General features: G+C 58.2%; 14 protein-coding genes and 1 pseudogene. 4 read left to right on the top strand and 11 right to left on the bottom strand.

The window, feature by feature from the left end:
• Nucleotides 1–10 precede the first annotated feature (10 nt).
• From glgX to asd, 3 genes are all read right to left on the bottom strand, one after another.
• Entirely contained in the window at nt 11–1987 is a 1977-nt protein-coding gene (gene glgX / locus AC3EMD_RS01665) for a glycogen debranching protein GlgX (RefSeq protein ID WP_023340784.1), read from the bottom strand.
• On the bottom strand, nt 1984–4170 hold the full coding sequence (gene glgB, locus AC3EMD_RS01660; protein WP_008806987.1) for a 1,4-alpha-glucan branching enzyme: 2187 nt from the start codon (nt 4168–4170) through the stop codon (nt 1984–1986). Before glgB ends, glgX begins: the two co-directional genes overlap by 4 nt.
• A 238-nt stretch (nt 4171–4408) precedes the next feature.
• Nucleotides 4409–5515 carry an aspartate-semialdehyde dehydrogenase gene (gene asd, locus AC3EMD_RS01655; RefSeq protein WP_012540397.1) on the bottom strand — a complete coding sequence of 369 codons (1107 nt, stop codon included), beginning with the start codon at nt 5513–5515 and terminating at the stop codon, nt 4409–4411.
• A 103-nt stretch (nt 5516–5618) separates the two neighbouring features.
• Between asd and AC3EMD_RS01650 the strand changes: the two are divergent.
• Nucleotides 5619–5981, top strand: a pseudogene (locus AC3EMD_RS01650) (hypothetical protein).
• Here AC3EMD_RS01650 and gntU read toward each other — a convergent pair.
• The 5 genes from gntU to AC3EMD_RS01625 all read right to left on the bottom strand — a co-directional run bounded on the left by gntU (nt 5978) and on the right by AC3EMD_RS01625 (nt 10993).
• A complete protein-coding gene (gene gntU, locus AC3EMD_RS01645) occupies nt 5978–7318 on the bottom strand; it encodes a gluconate transporter (RefSeq protein WP_008806984.1) in 1341 nt (446 codons plus the stop codon). The pseudogene AC3EMD_RS01650 and the gene gntU sit on opposite strands and share 4 nt — an antisense overlap.
• The gene (gene gntK, locus AC3EMD_RS01640) at nt 7318–7848 is read right to left on the bottom strand and encodes a gluconokinase (protein WP_012540395.1); all 531 of its coding nucleotides are present in this window, start codon (nt 7846–7848) and stop codon (nt 7318–7320) included. Before gntK ends, gntU begins: the two co-directional genes overlap by 1 nt.
• Before the next feature lie 180 nt (nt 7849–8028).
• Nucleotides 8029–9024: a gluconate operon transcriptional repressor GntR gene (gene gntR, locus AC3EMD_RS01635; RefSeq protein WP_131002875.1), complete on the bottom strand. Its 996-nt coding sequence runs from the start codon at nt 9022–9024 to the stop codon at nt 8029–8031.
• Nucleotides 9025–9138: 114 nt separating this feature from the next.
• Nucleotides 9139–9834: a pirin family protein gene (locus AC3EMD_RS01630; RefSeq protein WP_002920779.1), complete on the bottom strand. Its 696-nt coding sequence runs from the start codon at nt 9832–9834 to the stop codon at nt 9139–9141.
• Nucleotides 9835–9955: 121 nt separating this feature from the next.
• Nucleotides 9956–10993 carry an oxidoreductase gene (locus tag AC3EMD_RS01625; protein ID WP_302073905.1) on the bottom strand — a complete coding sequence of 346 codons (1038 nt, stop codon included), beginning with the start codon at nt 10991–10993 and terminating at the stop codon, nt 9956–9958.
• A 264-nt stretch (nt 10994–11257) separates the two neighbouring features.
• Between AC3EMD_RS01625 and AC3EMD_RS01620 the strand changes: the two genes are divergently transcribed.
• Both AC3EMD_RS01620 and yhhY read left to right on the top strand, forming a co-directional pair.
• Nucleotides 11258–11911 (top strand): bactofilin family protein, encoded by a 654-nt coding sequence (locus AC3EMD_RS01620; protein WP_008806981.1) that lies wholly within the window; start codon nt 11258–11260, stop codon nt 11909–11911.
• Nucleotides 11912–12138: 227 nt separating this feature from the next.
• Nucleotides 12139–12627, top strand: coding sequence for an N-acetyltransferase (yhhY, locus tag AC3EMD_RS01615; RefSeq protein ID WP_004181470.1), 489 nt, complete (start codon nt 12139–12141; stop codon nt 12625–12627).
• Between the two features lie 207 nt (nt 12628–12834).
• On the opposite strand, the gene ggt is transcribed toward yhhY, so the two are convergent.
• On the bottom strand, nt 12835–14580 hold the full coding sequence (gene ggt / locus AC3EMD_RS01610; protein ID WP_008806980.1) for a gamma-glutamyltransferase: 1746 nt from the start codon (nt 14578–14580) through the stop codon (nt 12835–12837).
• A gap of 123 nt (nt 14581–14703) precedes the next feature.
• Here ggt and AC3EMD_RS01605 point away from each other — a divergent pair, with 123 nt between their 5' ends.
• On the top strand, nt 14704–15024 hold the full coding sequence (locus AC3EMD_RS01605) for a DUF2756 family protein (RefSeq protein ID WP_008806979.1): 321 nt from the start codon (nt 14704–14706) through the stop codon (nt 15022–15024).
• Between the two features lie 21 nt (nt 15025–15045).
• On the opposite strand, the gene ugpQ is transcribed toward AC3EMD_RS01605, so the two are convergent.
• Together ugpQ and AC3EMD_RS01595 are read right to left on the bottom strand one after the other, a co-directional pair.
• Entirely contained in the window at nt 15046–15786 is a 741-nt protein-coding gene (ugpQ, locus tag AC3EMD_RS01600) for a glycerophosphodiester phosphodiesterase (protein WP_022066273.1), read from the bottom strand.
• Entirely contained in the window at nt 15783–16853 is a 1071-nt protein-coding gene (locus AC3EMD_RS01595) for a sn-glycerol-3-phosphate import ATP-binding protein UgpC (RefSeq protein WP_008806977.1), read from the bottom strand. Before AC3EMD_RS01595 ends, ugpQ begins: the two co-directional genes overlap by 4 nt.
• Nucleotide 16854: the final 1 nt, after the last annotated feature.

Raw genomic sequence — 16854 nt, 5'->3', positions numbered from 1 at the left:
GCTTCAGGGATTACGACCTTTGAAATACGCACACTCCGTGCGCGGGCCCATGCCAGACAGCCATGATGACCGGATTATCCTCTCCGGCGAAGGGAGGAACGGCGCGCCATTCCCCCTCAGGTAAAACCATATCGACCACCTCTGCGGTGGCGTTCAGCGTGAGCAGCCAGCGATCAGACAACTGGATCTGCATACACGCTGCGCCCTGCTGCCACTCCCCGGCAGTCAGCGGCTGGGCGTTGCGATTAAGCCAGCGGACATTGCCATCGCCCTCCTGCCACCAGCGGTTGCGGGTGAGCGCTGGAATGCGACGGCGCAGGTGGATCAGCGCCGCGGTAAACGCGGTTAATCCCGGGTTCGCCTGACGCCAGTCCAGCCAGGTCAACGCGTTATCCTGGCAGTAGGCATTATTGTTGCCGTGCTGGCTGTGGCCCTGCTCATCGCCCGCCAGCAGCATTGGCGTCCCCTGAGCCAGCAGCAGCGTCGTCAATAGCGCATGCACGCTGGCGCGCCGCCGTTCAATCACCGCAAGATTGGCGTCTAATCCCTCTATACCATGATTGTTGCTGTAGTTATTGTTAGTCCCATCGCGATTCTCCTCCCCGTTTGCCTCATTGTGTTTCTGATTGAAACAGACGCAGTCGCGGAGCGTGAAGCCATCGTGGGCCGTCACCAGGTTCACCGTCGCCGACGGCCGTTTGCCATCGCGAGCAAAGAGATCGCTGGAGGCCGCGAAGCGTTGCGCAAAGTCACCGAGGGAGACGTTTTGCTGCAGCCAGAAACGACGGGAAATATCGCGAAAATGGTCATTCCATTCGGCGAACAGCGGTGGGAAATTAGCCACCTGATAGCCGCCCGGGCCGATATCCCAGGGTTCCGCAATCAGTTTCACCTGCGACAGCACGCTGTCGCGGCGGATAGCCTCGAACAGCGGCGCATCCTGGCGGAATTCCGGCGTCCGCCCCATCACTGAGGCGAGGTCGAAGCGAAAGCCGTCAACATGGCACTCATCCACCCAGAAGCGCAAACATTGGCGCGCCCATTCCACCACCCCGGGGTGGCTGAGATTGAGCGTATTACCGCAGCCGGTCCAGTTGTGATAATCGCCATCCTCCCTTACCCAATAATAGCTACGGTTGTCGATTCCGCGCAGGGAGACGGTGGGCCCTTCGAGATCAATTTCCGCGCTATGGTTGAGCACGATATCCAGAATCACCTCGATGCCGGCGGCATGAAGCGCCTTAACCGCATCACGAAACTCATCGAGGGCACGCGCGGGATCGCTGGCATAGCGCGGATCCAGCGCGGACCATGCCAGCGGGTTGTAGCCCCAGTAGTTGCTCAAGCCCATCCGCTGCAGTCGCGGCTCGCTGGCGAACTGCGCTACCGGCAACAGCTCGAGGGCGCTGATGCCCAGCGATTTGAAGTAAGCGATCATCACCGGGTGGCCCAGCGCCTTATAAGTTCCGCGAATGGCTTCCGGCAGCTGCGGGTGCAACAGGGTGAGCCCTTTCACGTGCGCTTCATAAATCACCGTTTCCCCCCACGGGGTACGCGGCGGCTTATCGCCCCGCCAGTCGTAATGCAGATCCACCACTTGCGATTTTGGCGCGATTGCGGCGCTGTCGCGATGATCCGGCTCCCACATTCCACCATGCAGGCGTTCGTCATCCGGCAGATCGCCCTCGACCCGATACGCGCAGGGATCGAGCAGCAGCTTCGCCGGGTTAAAGCGGTGCCCCTGCGCCGGGTCCCAGGGACCATGCACCCGATAGCCGTAGCGCAGGCCCGGCCCGGCAGCGTCCAGCCAGCCGTGCCAGATGTCGCCGCTGCGCGCCGGGAGATCGACGCGTTGCTCGTTGCCCTGCTCGTCGAATACGCACAGCTCCACCCGCTCCGCATGGGCGGAGAAGAGGGCGAAATTCACGCCCTTGCCGTCATAGCTGGCGCCCAACGGCGCAGGTTTGCCTGCCGCCAGTGAGGTCATTGCGCCTCCCGGACCAGCCAGATCGTCGCCAGCGGAGGCAGGGTCAACGATAGCGAGTGTTCGCGGCCATGGCTGGCGATCGCGTCGCTCTCCACCACACCGCCGTTACCCTGGTTGCTGCCGTGATAGTGCATGGAGTCGGTATTCAACGCCTCGCGCCAGCGTCCCGGCTGGTTAATGCCGAAGCGGTAGTCATGGCGCGGCACCGGCGTGAAGTTGCTGGCGACGATAATCTCATTCCCGGCCCGGTCGCGGCGCACAAAGACAAACACCGAACGCTCATGGTCGTCGACCACCAGCCATTCGAAACCGTAGGGGTCAAAATCCAGCTCGTGCAGCGCTTTATGGTGACGGTAGGTATGGTTCAGGTCACGCACCAGTCGCTGGACGCCATGGTGCCAGTTGTCGCCGCCCTCCAGCAGATGCCAGTCGAGGCTGCCGTCGTGGTTCCACTCGCGGCCTTGAGCGAACTCATTGCCCATAAACAGCAGTTTTTTACCCGGGAAGGCGAACAGCCAGCCGTAGTAGGCGCGCAGGTTGGCAAACTTCTGCCAGGCATCCCCCGGCATGCGGTCGAGAATCGATTTTTTGCCGTGCACCACTTCATCGTGGGAGAGCGGCAGCACAAAATTTTCGGTGTAGTTGTAGAGCATGCCGAAGGTCATTTTGTCATGATGGTAGCGGCGATGCACCGGATCGAGCTTCATGTAATCCAGGGTGTCGTGCATCCAGCCGAGGTTCCATTTGAACCAGAAACCGAGGCCGCCGCCGGCTGGCGGACGGGTCACCCCAGCAAAATCGGTGGACTCTTCCGCCATCGTCACCGCGCCCGGCGTCTGTTCGCCGAGGATGCGGTTGGTGCTGCGCAGAAACTCAATAGCTTCCAGATTTTCCCGGCCGCCGTATTCGTTGGGGATCCACTCACCTGCCTTGCGGCTGTAATCGCGATAGATCATTGAGGCCACCGCGTCGACCCGCAGGGCATCAATACCGAAGCGCTCGATCCAGTACAGCGCGTTACCGACGAGGAAGTTGCTGACTTCGCGGCGACCATAGTTGTAGATCAGGGTATTCCAGTCCTGGTGATACCCCTCGCGTGGATCGCTGTGCTCATACAGCGAAGTACCGTCAAACGAGGCAAGGGCAAAATCATCCGCCGGGAAGTGGCCGGGCACCCAGTCAAGAATGACGTTCAGCCCGGCGGCGTGCGCGGCGTTGATAAAGTAACGGAAATCATCGCGGGTGCCGAAACGGCGGGTCGGCGCATAGAGCCCGGTGGGTTGATAGCCCCAGCTGCCGTCGAACGGGTGCTCGTTTACCGGCAGCAGTTCGAGATGGGTGAAGCCCATCCATTTGGCGTAGGGCACCAGCTGGTCGGCCAGCTCGCGGTAGCTCAGCCAGAAATTATTGTCGGTATGACGGCGCCAGGAGCCGAGATGCACTTCATAGATAGAGATCGGGGCATCGAACTGGTTCGCCGCTTTGCGGTCCGCCGGCTGTTCCACTTTGGGCGGCAGATCGCAGATAAGCGAGGCGCTTTCCGGACGCATTTGCGACTCAAAGGCGTAAGGGTCGGCTTTGACCCGCAGATGGCCGTGGGCGTCAATCAGTTCGAATTTATACAGCTGGCCATTATGCGCGCCGGGAACGAACAGCTCCCAGATCCCGGACTCTTTGCGGAATCGCATCGGGTGGCGTCTGCCATCCCAGTAGTTAAACTGCCCCACCACCGACACGCGGCGGGCATTCGGCGCCCACACCGAGAAACGGGTACCGGTGACGCCGTCCATGGTGGCAGCGTGCGCGCCCAGCGTTTCGTAAGGGCGCAGGTGGGTCCCTTCGGACAGCAGCCAGACGTCAAGATCCTGCAACAGCGGACCAAAGCGATAAGGGTCATCAATCAGATTCTGCTGCCCGTGCCAGGTGACGGCCAACTGATAGCGAAAGGCGTTTTTGCGACGTGGCAGGACGCCGCTGAAGAAACCACGCGAGTCGAGGCATTCGAGCTTGCCGACTTTGCGTCCGGTTTTCGGTTCAATAACCCACACGTCGGTGGCATCGGGTAATAATGCGCGTACTTCCAGCCCGGCGTCAGTACGGTGCATGCCGAGCACGGAAAAGGGATCCGCGAAATGACCGGCGATTAGCGCATTAATCACGTCTCTATCAATATGATTAGACATGCTTTCATCCTGTTGTAAGTGTCGCTCATTCCTGTAACTGGCGACTTTTTTTGACCTGAACGGCGCAGTGCTCTCAGCATCCTCCTGCTCCGTCCCACCTTCAGGTAAGGAATTCCTTACTTAAAGCATAGCCAAGGCTGAGTTACCTCCGTGGGGAAAAATCTAACATCCGCGTTTACTCCTTGTATTACGCAAAAAAAAAGGGGGCTTGAAGACCCCCTTTATGTTCATCCTGCGCTTACGCCAGCTGGCGAAGCATCCGGCGCAGCGGCTCCGCAGCGCCCCACAACAGCTGGTCGCCAACGGTAAAGGCCGACAGATACTCCGGCCCCATATTCAGTTTACGCAGGCGCCCTACCGGGGTGGTCAGGGTGCCCGTCACCGCGGCTGGGGTCAGCTCGCGCATGGTAATCTCACGATCGTTCGGGACCACTTTGGCCCACGGGTTGTGCGCGGCCAGCAGCTCCTCAACGGTCGGGATAGACACATCTTTCTTCAGCTTGATGGTGAACGCCTGGCTGTGGCAGCGCAGCGCGCCAACGCGGACGCACAGGCCGTCTACCGGGATAACGGACGAGGTGGCGAGGATCTTGTTGGTCTCCGCCTGGCCTTTCCACTCTTCGCGGCTCTGGCCGTTATCCAGCTGTTTGTCGATCCACGGGATCAGGCTGCCCGCCAGCGGTACGCCGAAGTTATCCACCGGCAGCTCGCCGCTGCGGGTCAGCGACGTCACTTTGCGCTCGATATCCAGAATGGCGGAAGCCGGATTCGCCAGCTCTGCCGCAACATGGTTGTGCAGCTGACCCATCTGGCTCAGCAGCTCGCGCATATGACGCGCGCCGCCGCCGGAAGCCGCCTGGTACGTTGCCACGCTGACCCACTCCACCAGATCCTGGGCAAACAGGCCGCCGAGGGACATCAGCATCAGGCTAACGGTACAGTTGCCGCCGACAAAGGTTTTGACGCCATTATTCAGGCCGGCGGTGATCACGTCCTGGTTAACCGGGTCGAGGATAATGATCGCATCGTCCTTCATGCGCAGCGAAGAGGCGGCGTCAATCCAGTAACCCTGCCAGCCGCTTTCGCGCAGCTTCGGGTAAATCTCGTTGGTGTAATCGCCGCCCTGGCACGTGACAATAATGTCCAGTGCCTTCAGCGCGTCCAGATCGAACGCATCCTGAAGCGTGCCACCGGTGCTACCGCCGAATGACGGCGCTGGCTGTCCCAGCTGGGAGGTAGAGAAGAACACCGGGCGAATGGCGTCGAAATCGCGCTCTTCAACCATGCGTTGCATGAGAACAGAGCCGACCATTCCGCGCCAGCCGATAAAACCAACATTTTTCATAACGTATTCCTGCGAGGTGTGTGCTGTTTGTGCCTGGCCAGTTTCCAACTGGATTATCCCTCACCTTACAAAATGCAGCTAAAGTCGCAAGTGAAATTAATCAATGATTGCTGAACAATCAGAAAAGCAACTTATCCTGCACATTGTCCACCGTCGCTGGTCGTCGTCAAAAACGCAACGATTATCGGGGAAATCCCCTGCGCAATGGAATATTTTCCGTTGCTATTTTATTGATCCTGATTATGGATTGAGCGCGAAATCAGGTGATTTACCGCTTGCCAAATAAACGCATCAAACCCAGGCACAGCAAGGGCTGACGAGGGATACGAGTATCGTCGTAGCGCTAATAAGGGCGAATAGCAGGCAAGGAAAAGGGGGAAAAAGGGCGGCTTATTACAAAGAAGCCAGGGTAAGCAGCGTTACCCTGGCTTTTTATACCCCGCGAGCGGGAGGTGAGCGGGCTTAGCTCAGCAGCTGGAAAGCGATCATACCGACAATCGCCCCGGTGGTACCCAGGATGGTTTCCATCATGGTCCAGGTTTTCAGCGTCTGGGCTTCCGTCGCACCGGTAAATTTACCGAACAGCCAGAAGCCGGCATCGTTCACGTGGCTCACCACAATCGAGCCGCCGGCGATACAGATAGACAACGCTGCCATCTGCGCGCCGCTGTAGTTCAGTTGCTCAATGACCGGCATCACCAGGCCAACCGCCGTCAGACAAGCAACGGTGGCAGAGCCCTGAATGATACGGACGGCAGCCGCCAACACGAAGCAGGTAATCGCAATCGGCAGACCCAGGCCTGTCAGCGCTTCGCCGAGCGCCGGGCCGACGCCGGAGTCAACCAGCACCTGCTTGAAGACGCCGCCGGCGCCGATCACCAGCAGGATAATCCCCGCCGGCTGCAGCGCGTGGCCACAGATCTCCATCACGCGGTCTTTCGCCATCCCCTGGCGCATCGCCAGGCCGTAGATCGCGACCAGGCAGGCAACCAGGATCGCGGTGAACGGATGGCCGATAAACTCGAACCATTCGTAGGCAGTGGAACCCACCGGCACAAAGCGCGCGGCGATGGTTTTTAGACCCACCAGCACCAGCGGCAGCAGGATCAGCGACAGGCTAAAGCCGAAGGAGGGCATTTTGCCTTCGCCGAGATGCGGTTCGCTGATATCGTCAGGAATATGCAGCTCAACGTAGCGGCTAATGAAGTTACCCCACAACGGACCGGCGATAATCATCCCCGGGATCGCGGCGCACAGGCCAATCAGGATCATCCAGCCAAAGTCGGCGTGCATTTGCGACGCCAGCAGCATCGGCGCCGGCCCGGGAAGCAGGAACGCGGCGGCGGCGGCCACCCCTGCAAACAGCGGGATCACCAGCTTCACGAGGTTAGTGCCGGTATGGCGCGCCATCGAGAAAGCGACGCTGATCAGCAGGACAATGGCCACTTCGAAGAACAGCGGCAGCGCGCAGATAAGACCGGCAAGACCAATCGCATAGTGCGCGCGGTTGTGGCCGAAGGATTTGAGCATCTTGACGGCAATCTGATCGACCGCCCCCGTTTCATGCAGGATCTTACCGAACATCGCGCCGAGCGCGACGACGATCGCCAGGAAGCCCAGCGTACCGCCCATCCCTTTCTCCATCGTCGCCGCGATTTTATCCAGCGGCATGCCGGAGAAAAGACCTGCACCAATAGAAACCACCATCAAAGCCACGAAGGCGTGCATCCGCGCTTTCATGACTAAAAACAGCAGCAGCAATACCGAGCCGACTGCTGTTAAAACAAGCGTTAAAGTACTCACTAGTGACTGCCTTTGTTGATCACCTCGATGGTGCTGGCCACCACGCCTTCCAGCGGCTGGTCGATATCGACGATAAGCACATCGCTCTCGTCGGCGCCTGGTTCCTGCAGCGTTTCAAACTGCGTCACCAACATTTGGGTTTTGAAGAAGTGTCCTTTGCGTGCCTTCAGACGGTTTTCGATCACGTCGAAATCGCCTTTCAGATAGATGAAGGAGAGGTTCGGGTTGCCCTTGCGCAGAATGTCGCGATAGCTCTTCTTCAGCGCCGAGCAGACGATCAGCGACACCTTGTTGGTACGCTGCATAGCAAACGCGGCGTCATTCAGCGCCTGCAGCCACGGCGTGCGGTCATCATCGTTCAGCGGCTCACCGGAGGCCATCTTAGTGATGTTGCTGCGCGGATGCAGAAAGTCGCCGTCGAGAAACGCGGCATGCAGTTGATGCGCCACTTCGCTGGCGACAGCGGATTTCCCGCTGCCGGAAACGCCCATCAGAACATAGACGTGGTGATCATGATTAGTCGTGCTCAAAGCATCCTCCCACCGGACAGGTACGCCGCGCCATGGCTGACTCATCCAGCGCGAAGGCGGCGTATCGGTTAATTGTTACGGGTAACTGTTATCGGTAACATTGTCATGCCGGACCTGTGGAGAAGCAATATCCATTCGTGCCAGATGTGAATATGTGTGATCTACTTCAAACTTGTCAGTTTAAATTGATCCGCCCGGTGACAATGTGAAACCTAAATCTAACATCTTAGGGGTAATCGCTTCACCACGAATGCGCGCCAGCAGCCGTTCGGCGCCGATGCGTCCCATCCGCTCGCGCGGGGTCAGGACGCTGGCCAGCCGCGGCTCCATCACCTGGCCGATATCATGGCCGTGGAACCCGGCGATCGCCATATCATCGGGGATCTTCAGCCCCAGGCGCTGGCATTCAAACGCCGCGCCGACCGCAAGGTCATCGTTGGTACAGAAGATACCGTCAAGCTGCGGATATTCGCGGCGCGCCTGACGCATCAGCTCAATACCCGACGAGTAGGACGAAGACTGCTCCACCATCACGCTATAGGGCGTCATCCCGGCGTCGAGCATCGCCTGCTCGTACCCCTTCTGTTTGATGATAGTTCGTTCATCGAGACGCGCCCCCAGATAGGCGACGTGGCGGTGGCCGCGGGCGATAATCGCTGCGGTCATCTGCCGGGCGGCTTCAAAGTTATCAAACCCGACAGCGATATCGAGGCACGGCGACCGGCTGTCCATCAGCTCCACCACCGGAATGCCGGCGACTTCAATCATCTTCAGGGTGCGAGGCGTATGAGTGCGTTCGGTGAGGATCAGGCCGTCAATGTTCCAGGAGAGCATCGATTCCAGGCGTTTCTCTTCCATTTCCGGCTTATAGCCGTAGTGCGCCAGCATGGTTTGATAGCCGAAGGCGTCGGTGACGCTTTCGATACCGCGCAGCACTTCCGAGAAGACCTGGTTAGTTAACGACGGTAGCAGCACGCCGATGGCGCGGCTGGTCGCGTTGGAGAGAATGTCAGGGGCGCGATTGGGAATATAACCCAGTTCATCGAGGGCAACGGCAATCTTGCTACGCAGCGCTTCGGAGACCTGCTCCGGGTTGCGTAAATAGCGACTGACCGTCATTTTGGTCACGCCGACAAGATCGGCTACATCCTGAAGTACGGGTCTTTTCTTTTTCATCGTCCTGACTGTGATCAACGGGGAAACATTTTCTCAGTTTATCACGGACAAAGCGCAACCTTCGCCGATGTTGGAGAAGGTTGCGCAATTTATTTAACCTGGCTCAGATAACTATCAAACCGGCGGCAGATCGAACAGCAGGATCTCGCTATCGCTGTCGGCATGAACCGAAATAGCCTGCTCGTCCCAGATGGCCAAACCGTCGCTGGTGGTGGCTTTGGTACCGTTGATGGTCACTTCGCCTTTGACCACCTGGATCCACACGCGGCGTTCCGCGGCAATCTGGTGAACCGACTGCTCATCTTTCAGCAGCGCCCAGCGATAGAGTTCCATATCCTGGTACACCTTCAGCGAGCCATCTCGCGCATCTGGCGACAACACCAGCTGTTTGCCCTGGGCGGCGTCGAAGCGGCGCTGCTCGTAGCGCGGGGTAATGCCGGTTTCTTCCGGAATAATCCAGATCTGATACAGACGCAGACGATCGGTTTTGCTCGGGTTGTACTCAGAGTGGCGCACCCCGGTACCCGCACTCATGATCTGGAACTCGCCTGCCGGCACCTGCTCTTTGTTGCCCATGCTGTCCTGGTGCTCCACCGCCCCTTCCAGCACATAAGTCAGGATTTCCATGTCTTTGTGTGGATGGGTACCGAAGCCCTGACCAGCGTCGATGACGTCGTCGTTAATCACCCGCAGGGCAGAGAAGCCCATAAAATTCGGGTCATAATAGTTGGCGAAAGAGAAAGTATGCCAGGAATCCAGCCAACCATGGTTAGCGTGGCCACGTTCGTTCGCTTTGCGTAAGTAGATCATGTTGCACCCCCGTATGTTTTCGATGGAGTCAGTGTGGACCCATTTCGCCGTCGATCATAGAGGGTGAAAATTGACTCCTCTGTTCAAAAAATATGAACAAGCGTCGAGGAGCCCGTTTTGCTTATTTTGCCAGGGTGATGGTGGCCGGAGAAGGCTGTTCAAAGCCGCGCTCCAGGATCTCCATATTGGTGAGAACGTCAGATTCCTTGACGTAATTCGGCTGGCCGTTGACGAGAGTTTCATACAGCGCGTCGTACACCCGACCGTAGTCGCCGGTCTCCAGCGGCACCGCTTCACGCACCGTCTCCCCCGCCTCGTTGACGTACACCAGCTCGCCGACGCTGTCGTCCGCGCCAAAACCCGGCTCGCCCGGCATGATATTGGCCTTCAGGCTGGTCTCCTGCTGGTCAATGCCGTATTTCACAAACGAACCTTTATGGCCGTGAACGATGAATTTCGGGTAGTCGATCTGCACCAGGTGGCTGGTTTTGACGATGGCCTTCAGATCGCCGTAGAACAGTTGGGCCTCAAAGGTGTCATCCGGGTTGGCTTTATTGCGCAGCGAGCGCAGATCGTAAGAGACATGGTCCGGACGGCCGAACAGCGAAATGATCTGATCCAGGGTATGCACGCCGAGACCATAGAACTCGCCGTTTTGCGGGCCACCGGGGTTGGTCTCCGCCACCGGGCGGTAGTTATCGAAATGGCTTTCGATCTCCACCAGTTCGCCGAGTTTCCCGCTCTCAATCACCTTTTTGGTGGTCAGGAAGCAGGAGTCGAAGCGACGATTCTGGTAGGGCGTCACCGTGAGACCTTTGCTGTTTGCCAGGGCAAACAGGGTTTTTGCTTCCTCAAGCGTCGGGGTGAACGGCTTTTCCACCAGCACGTTTTTCCCCGCCTCCAGCGCCTTTTTCGCATATTCGAAATGGCTGTCGGCGTGGGTGCAGACCACCACCAGTTTGACCTGTGGGTCGTTTAACACGTCATCAAGATCGCTGGTGAAATGGATATGGGAATATTGCGGCACCTGCTCCTCGGGCTTTGCCCGGCGGCGGTAAATGTGCGCCACCTGCCAGCGGTCTTTGCGTTGCAAAACGTAAGGAAGGTGATAGCGGGTGGTGCTTTTACCAAAGCCAATAAATGCACAGTGCAGAGTCATAACGCTGTCCTTAGTTGATGAGCTACCTTCAACCATAGCGCAAGCCGGGCCATCACTTCATCCTCTCTGTCCGCTTTCCTGGAAGATTCGCCAGCAAAATAGCTCAAGCATCACTTATACGAAAATATTAATAACTAATTGATTAACCAGTGATTAATTCGCCATTTTCCAGCTAAAAAACTTGATCCTAACGGCGAAACTACGGATAAGTGGAGGGCAAACCAGGACGTTGCTGATGACTAACGGAGTAGCCAGCCGCTGCTAATGGACAAACAGTATTTCGCCATAAACGGCACCCTTTTTTTCTGGCTTCTTGGACTGATCGCCTGGTCTGTCGATGCCATCGCGCTGGCGCGCCTGGCGGCCGCCTGCGCGCTTGTCGCTTTCCTCCTCCATAGCCAACGGAATAAGATTAACGCGATGTTTATTAAGAAAAATAAAACGGAACCTCAAGCGTCAGAAGCAGCCACACTTCCGGCAATAAACCCAGAACCCGAAGCGGTCGCCAGCAAAAAACACGAGACCACGATCATCGCCAGCGGGGTACATTTCGTCGGCAATATCGTCGCCAGCGGCCATGTCTATATTCACGGCCAGTTGACCGGCAACATTGAGGCCAAAGAGCATCTGATTAAGGTAATGCGTGAAGGCCAGGTGGAGGGCAACATCAGCTGCCGGGAGCTGATTATTGACGGCAAGGTGCAGGGCCAGTGTCATGGCGATAGCATCACCATCGAGGAGCACGGCCATCTGGATGGTACCCTCGCCTATCGCGCGCTGGCGATCAAGAAAGGCGGGGTTTTTAGCGGTCGCGCTGAAATGCTGGCCGCAGCGGAGAACAAAAGTCATATTCTCGGTCTGGTAGCAGACACGCCATCCAAAGCCGACGCGGAGCCCGCCAGGCCGCAGAGCGCCTGAAATAGCGGCAAAAAAAAAGCCAGCACCCGGCTGGCTAAAGTAATACTGGAAGCAATGTGAGCAATGTCGTGCTTTCAGGCTTTCCGCAAGGGTCTCCCTGAATGCAGGACAATAATAATCATTCTCATTCGCACTTGTCTACTTTTTTTTGCAAATAATGCGTGTTGACTCGAACGCCGTAGTCAGTGATGTTTAAAGGGACTTTTCACCTGAATGAGGAACAAGGAATGAGTGACATCGTGATACGCCATGCTGAACCGAAAGATATTGACGCGATTCGTCAAATTCACGCCCAGCCGGAGGTGTATCACAACACGCTACAGGTCCCTCATCCATCCGAACATATGTGGCGGGAGCGGCTAACCGATACGCCCGGCGTGAAGCAGCTGGTGGCCTGTATCGATGAGCAAGTCGTCGGCCATTTAAGCATTGCCGTCGTCCAACGTCCCCGCCGTAGCCACGTCGCCGATTTTGGTGTCAGCGTGGATTCGCGCTGGCACAACCGCGGCGTCGCCAGCGCGCTGATGCGTACCATGATTGATATGTGCGACAACTGGCTGCGGGTCGAGCGTATTGAGCTGACGGTGTTCGCCGATAACGCCCCGGCAATTGCGGTGTATAAGAAGTACGGCTTTGAGATCGAAGGCACCGGCAGGCGTTACGCGCTGCGCAACGGTGAGTATGTGGATGCGTATTATATGGCCAGAATGAAGTAGCGTGTTGCCGGGTGGCGGCGACTGGCCGCCCTCTGTGCGCTCCCTGCGTCATGAGAGTCATAACGCAGAAGAAATATCGGGAGCGCAATGTGCTCTTAATTAACACAAAGCACATATTTTTCCCGGACCAAAAAGTTGAAAACCGATAACAGTATCTACGTTCGCACAGTTGTAGGCCCGGTAAGCGCAGCGCCACCGGGCAACACATCAATACCCCGCCGTTAAATCATCCGGCGAACGCGGATCGGAGGCGCCATACAGCATGCCGTCCGGCCCTACCATGATGCTTTGGGTACTGCCCATTGCCTCTTTCAGCGCCACTTTCTGCCCCTTCGTCTCGAGCAGCTTCAGGGTATCCGGGCTAAAGCCTTTCTCCACCCGCAGCTCATCCGGCAGCCATTGATGGTGGAAACGCGGCGCATTGGTGGCTTCCGCGACGTTCATCCCGAAATCGATGGTATTGACCACCATCTGCAGTACGGTGGTGATGATCCGACTGCCGCCCGGGCTGCCTGTCACCAGCCAGGTTTTGCCGTCTTTCACCACAATGGTCGGCGACATCGACGACAGCGGGCGTTTTTTCGGCTCCACCGCATTGGCGTCGCCGCCCACCAGACCATAGACGTTAGGCACGCCGGGCTTCGCCGAGAAATCATCCATCTGGTTATTGAGTAAAATACCGGAATCGCCGGCCACAATGCCGGTACCGAAGGTGGTATTCAGCGTATAGGTCACCGCCACCGCATTACCCTCTTTATCGACCACCGAGAAGTGGGTGGTCTGGTTACTTTCATACGGTGCCAGCTTGCCCGGGCGGATCTGACTGGAAGGTTTGGCCTTGTTGACATCAATCTCGGCGGCAATTGCTTTGGCGTAAGCTTTGCTGGTCAGCGCCTGCCACGGCACTTTGACGAAGTCAGGGTCGCCGAGATATTCAGAACGGTCGGCATAGGCGTGTTTCTCCGCCTCCGCCATCACCTGCATAGCATCGGCACTGCCAAAGCCATATTTCTGCATATCGAAGTTTTCGAGGATATTGAGGATCTGCACGATGTGGATCCCGCCGGAAGACGGCGGCGGCATGGAATAAACCTCATACCCGCGATATTCGCCGCTAACCGGCGTACGCTCCACGGCCTTATAGCTGGCAAGATCGGCTTTGGTGATTAGCCCGCCGTGCTTTTTCATCTCGTCAGCGATCTGGTCGGCGATGGCCCCTTTATAGAAGGCCTCCGGGCCGTGCTCGGCAATCAGCTCCAGGCTCTTACCGAGATTCTTTTGCACCAGCCGGTCGCCCTTTTTCAGCGGCTCGCCGTTCTTCCAGAAGATCGCTTTACTGTTTTCATGCTGCGGGATCACTTCGCTGCCATAGGTCTTCAGATCGTCCGCCAGCGCATCGTTAACGATAAAGCCCTCTTCTGCCAGCTTAATCGCCGGGCGGATCACTTTGTTCAGCGGCATGGTGCCGTATTTTTCCAGGGCGAGAGAGAAACCGGCGACGCTGCCTGGCGTGCCGGAGGCCAGATGCGAAGTCAGTGATTTTTTACTGTCCGGGTTGCCCTGGTCGTCAAGGAACATGTCGCGGGTGGCCTGTTCCGGCGCCATTTCGCGGAAATCGATCGCCGTGGTCTTGCCGTCTTTAGTCCGCAGCATCATAAAACCGCCGCCGCCGATATTCCCGGCCTGCGGATGCGTGACCGCCAGCGCGTAGCCAACCGCCACCGCCGCATCGACAGCGTTGCCGCCCTGGCGCAGAATATCCACGCCGACTCGGGTCGCCAGCGCGTCCACCGACGCCACCATCCCCTGCCGGGCGCGTACCGGGTGGAACACATCTTCCTCTACGCCATAAGAGACCGGCGGCGGCGGTGGCGGATTGGCGGCGACGGTGAAACTACCGCCCGCCAGCAACGCAGCGATGACCACCTGGCGCCATATTGTTGTTTTTATCATTGTCTTACTCCTGAAAGGTAGGTTTCATTCCCCGCTTAAGCCTGGTTGATAACTCCTAAAAAATCATTGTTATGGCGGATTCGAGGTACACTTAAGTGATCCCACGCACGGGAGGAGAAAACCATGAAAGCGATTCTGTTTCTGGCGGCGCTGATGCCGCTTGGCGTATTAGCCCAGCCGATCAATATTAATAACAACCCTAACCAGCCGGGTTACGTGGTGCCCAGCCAGCAGCGCATGCAAAATGAGATGAAGGTGCAGCAACAGCAGCAGCAGAGCATGCTGAAGCAGGATCTGAACAATCAGACCCGCTCGCAGCAGCAGCATTTGCAAAACCAGTTGCAGACGAATCAGCAGCGCGCGGCCCAGGGCGGTAATCTCAATCCGCCGCAGCAGGTGCTACCGAACAACAACGGTGGAATGCTGCGGCAGACCAACCCGTAAGTCAGCCGCCGCAAATCCGTCTTAAGGGTGGAAATTCGGCCCGATGACGTCAATGGCATCGGTGCAGATGCAATCTACACCCCAGCGCAGCAGCTCGGCGGCGCGCTGGGGTTTATTGACCGTGTACACCAGAATATGCAGGCCGGCCTGTTTCAGGCTCGCCACCCGCGCCGCATCCAACAGCTTGTGATTGAGGTGAATCGACACGCAGCCCAGCCGGGTGGTCAATTCGCGCCAGTCATCGCGCCACTCATCCAGCAGCAGCCCGCGCGGCAGCTCGGGCGCGGCTTCCTGCGCCGCCTCCAGAGCATCGATTTCAAAAGAGGAGAGCAGCGGCGCGGCCATGCCTTGCCACAGATCGCGCGCAGCCAGGGCCACCACGTTGCCGGTCTGCGGCCCCAGCCCGGTGGTCGGCTTAATTTCGATATTCGCCATCATACCGTGACGGCGGCAGCGCTCCGCCACCTGAGAGAGCAACGGCAGCGGCTCGCCCTTAAATTCACGGCTGAACCAGCTGCCGGCATCGACCTTCAGCAGATCGTCCCACGCCAGCTCGCCCGCCACGCCCCAGCCGTTGCTGGTGCGTTCGAGATTATCGTCGTGCAGCAGAAAGATCTGCCCGTCCTTCGACAGCTTGACGTCAAATTCAATCATCGTGTGCCCGTAGCGGGCGCCAACGTCGATAGCCGCCAGGGTGTTCTCCGGCGCCAGTTTACCGCCGCCGCGATGGGCGACGATGCGGGGATAAGGCCAGTTACTCATGCGCGTTGTCCTGTTTCACCATCAAAGAGATGCAGATGTTCCAGGGGCAGATGCAGCCATAGCGTACTGCCGCCCGCCGGGCGCTGCTGATGCGGCAGTCTGACCACCAGCTTCTGCTCGCCCCAGCGCCCGTGGGCGAGGTTATCGGCACCTAAAATTTCCAGGGTATCCATCAGCAGCGGGATGCCGCCTTGCGCCTGCGAGCTTAAAATAAAGTGCTCCGGGCGGATACCGAGCGTCATTTTACGCCCGGCGTAGCGCCGATGCTCGTGATTCATCGGCAACGCCATGCCACCGGCCAGCTCGAAGCGGCCGCCGTCATCGCTCACCCGCCCTTCCAGCAGGTTCATGGCCGGGCTGCCGATAAAGCTTGCCACAAAGCGGCTGGCGGGCTTCTCATACACTTCCACCGGCGTGCCGATCTGCTCGGCAACGCCTTTATTCATCACCATCACCCGCTGGGCCAGGGTCATCGCTTCGACCTGATCGTGGGTGACATACAGCGAAGTCGTTTTCAGGCGGCGATGCAGCTGCTGCAGTTCCAGACGCATCTGCACGCGCAGCTTGGCGTCGAGATTTGACAACGGTTCGTCGAACAGGAATACCGCCGGGTCACGCACGATAGCGCGGCCCATCGCCACGCGCTGGCGCTGACCGCCGGAGAGCTCCCGCGGGCGACGCTTGAGCAGACCATCCAGCTCCAGAATACGCGCCGCCTCCTGCACCCGCTCGGCAATCAATCCCTTACCCATGCCGCGGATCTTCAGCCCCCACGCCATGTTCTCTTCCACGCTCATATGCGGATAAAGCGCATAGTTCTGGAACACCATCGCGATGCCGCGATCTTTCGGTTCCATCTCAGTCACCCGTTTGCGATCGATCCAGATATCGCCGCTGGTCACCCGCTCCAGTCCGGCAACCATCCGCAGCAGCGTTGATTTCCCGCAGCCCGACGGGCCGACCATGACGATAAATTCCCCGTCCGCCACGTCCAGCGTCAGCGGTTGAATCACCTGGGTTTTGCCATCCCAGCTTTTGCTTACTGCCTGTAGTTTTAAACCAGCCATT

The sequence above is a fragment of the Klebsiella sp. PK18 genome (genome assembly GCF_057784655.1).
This window is presented reverse-complemented; position numbering and strand designations above follow the sequence as displayed.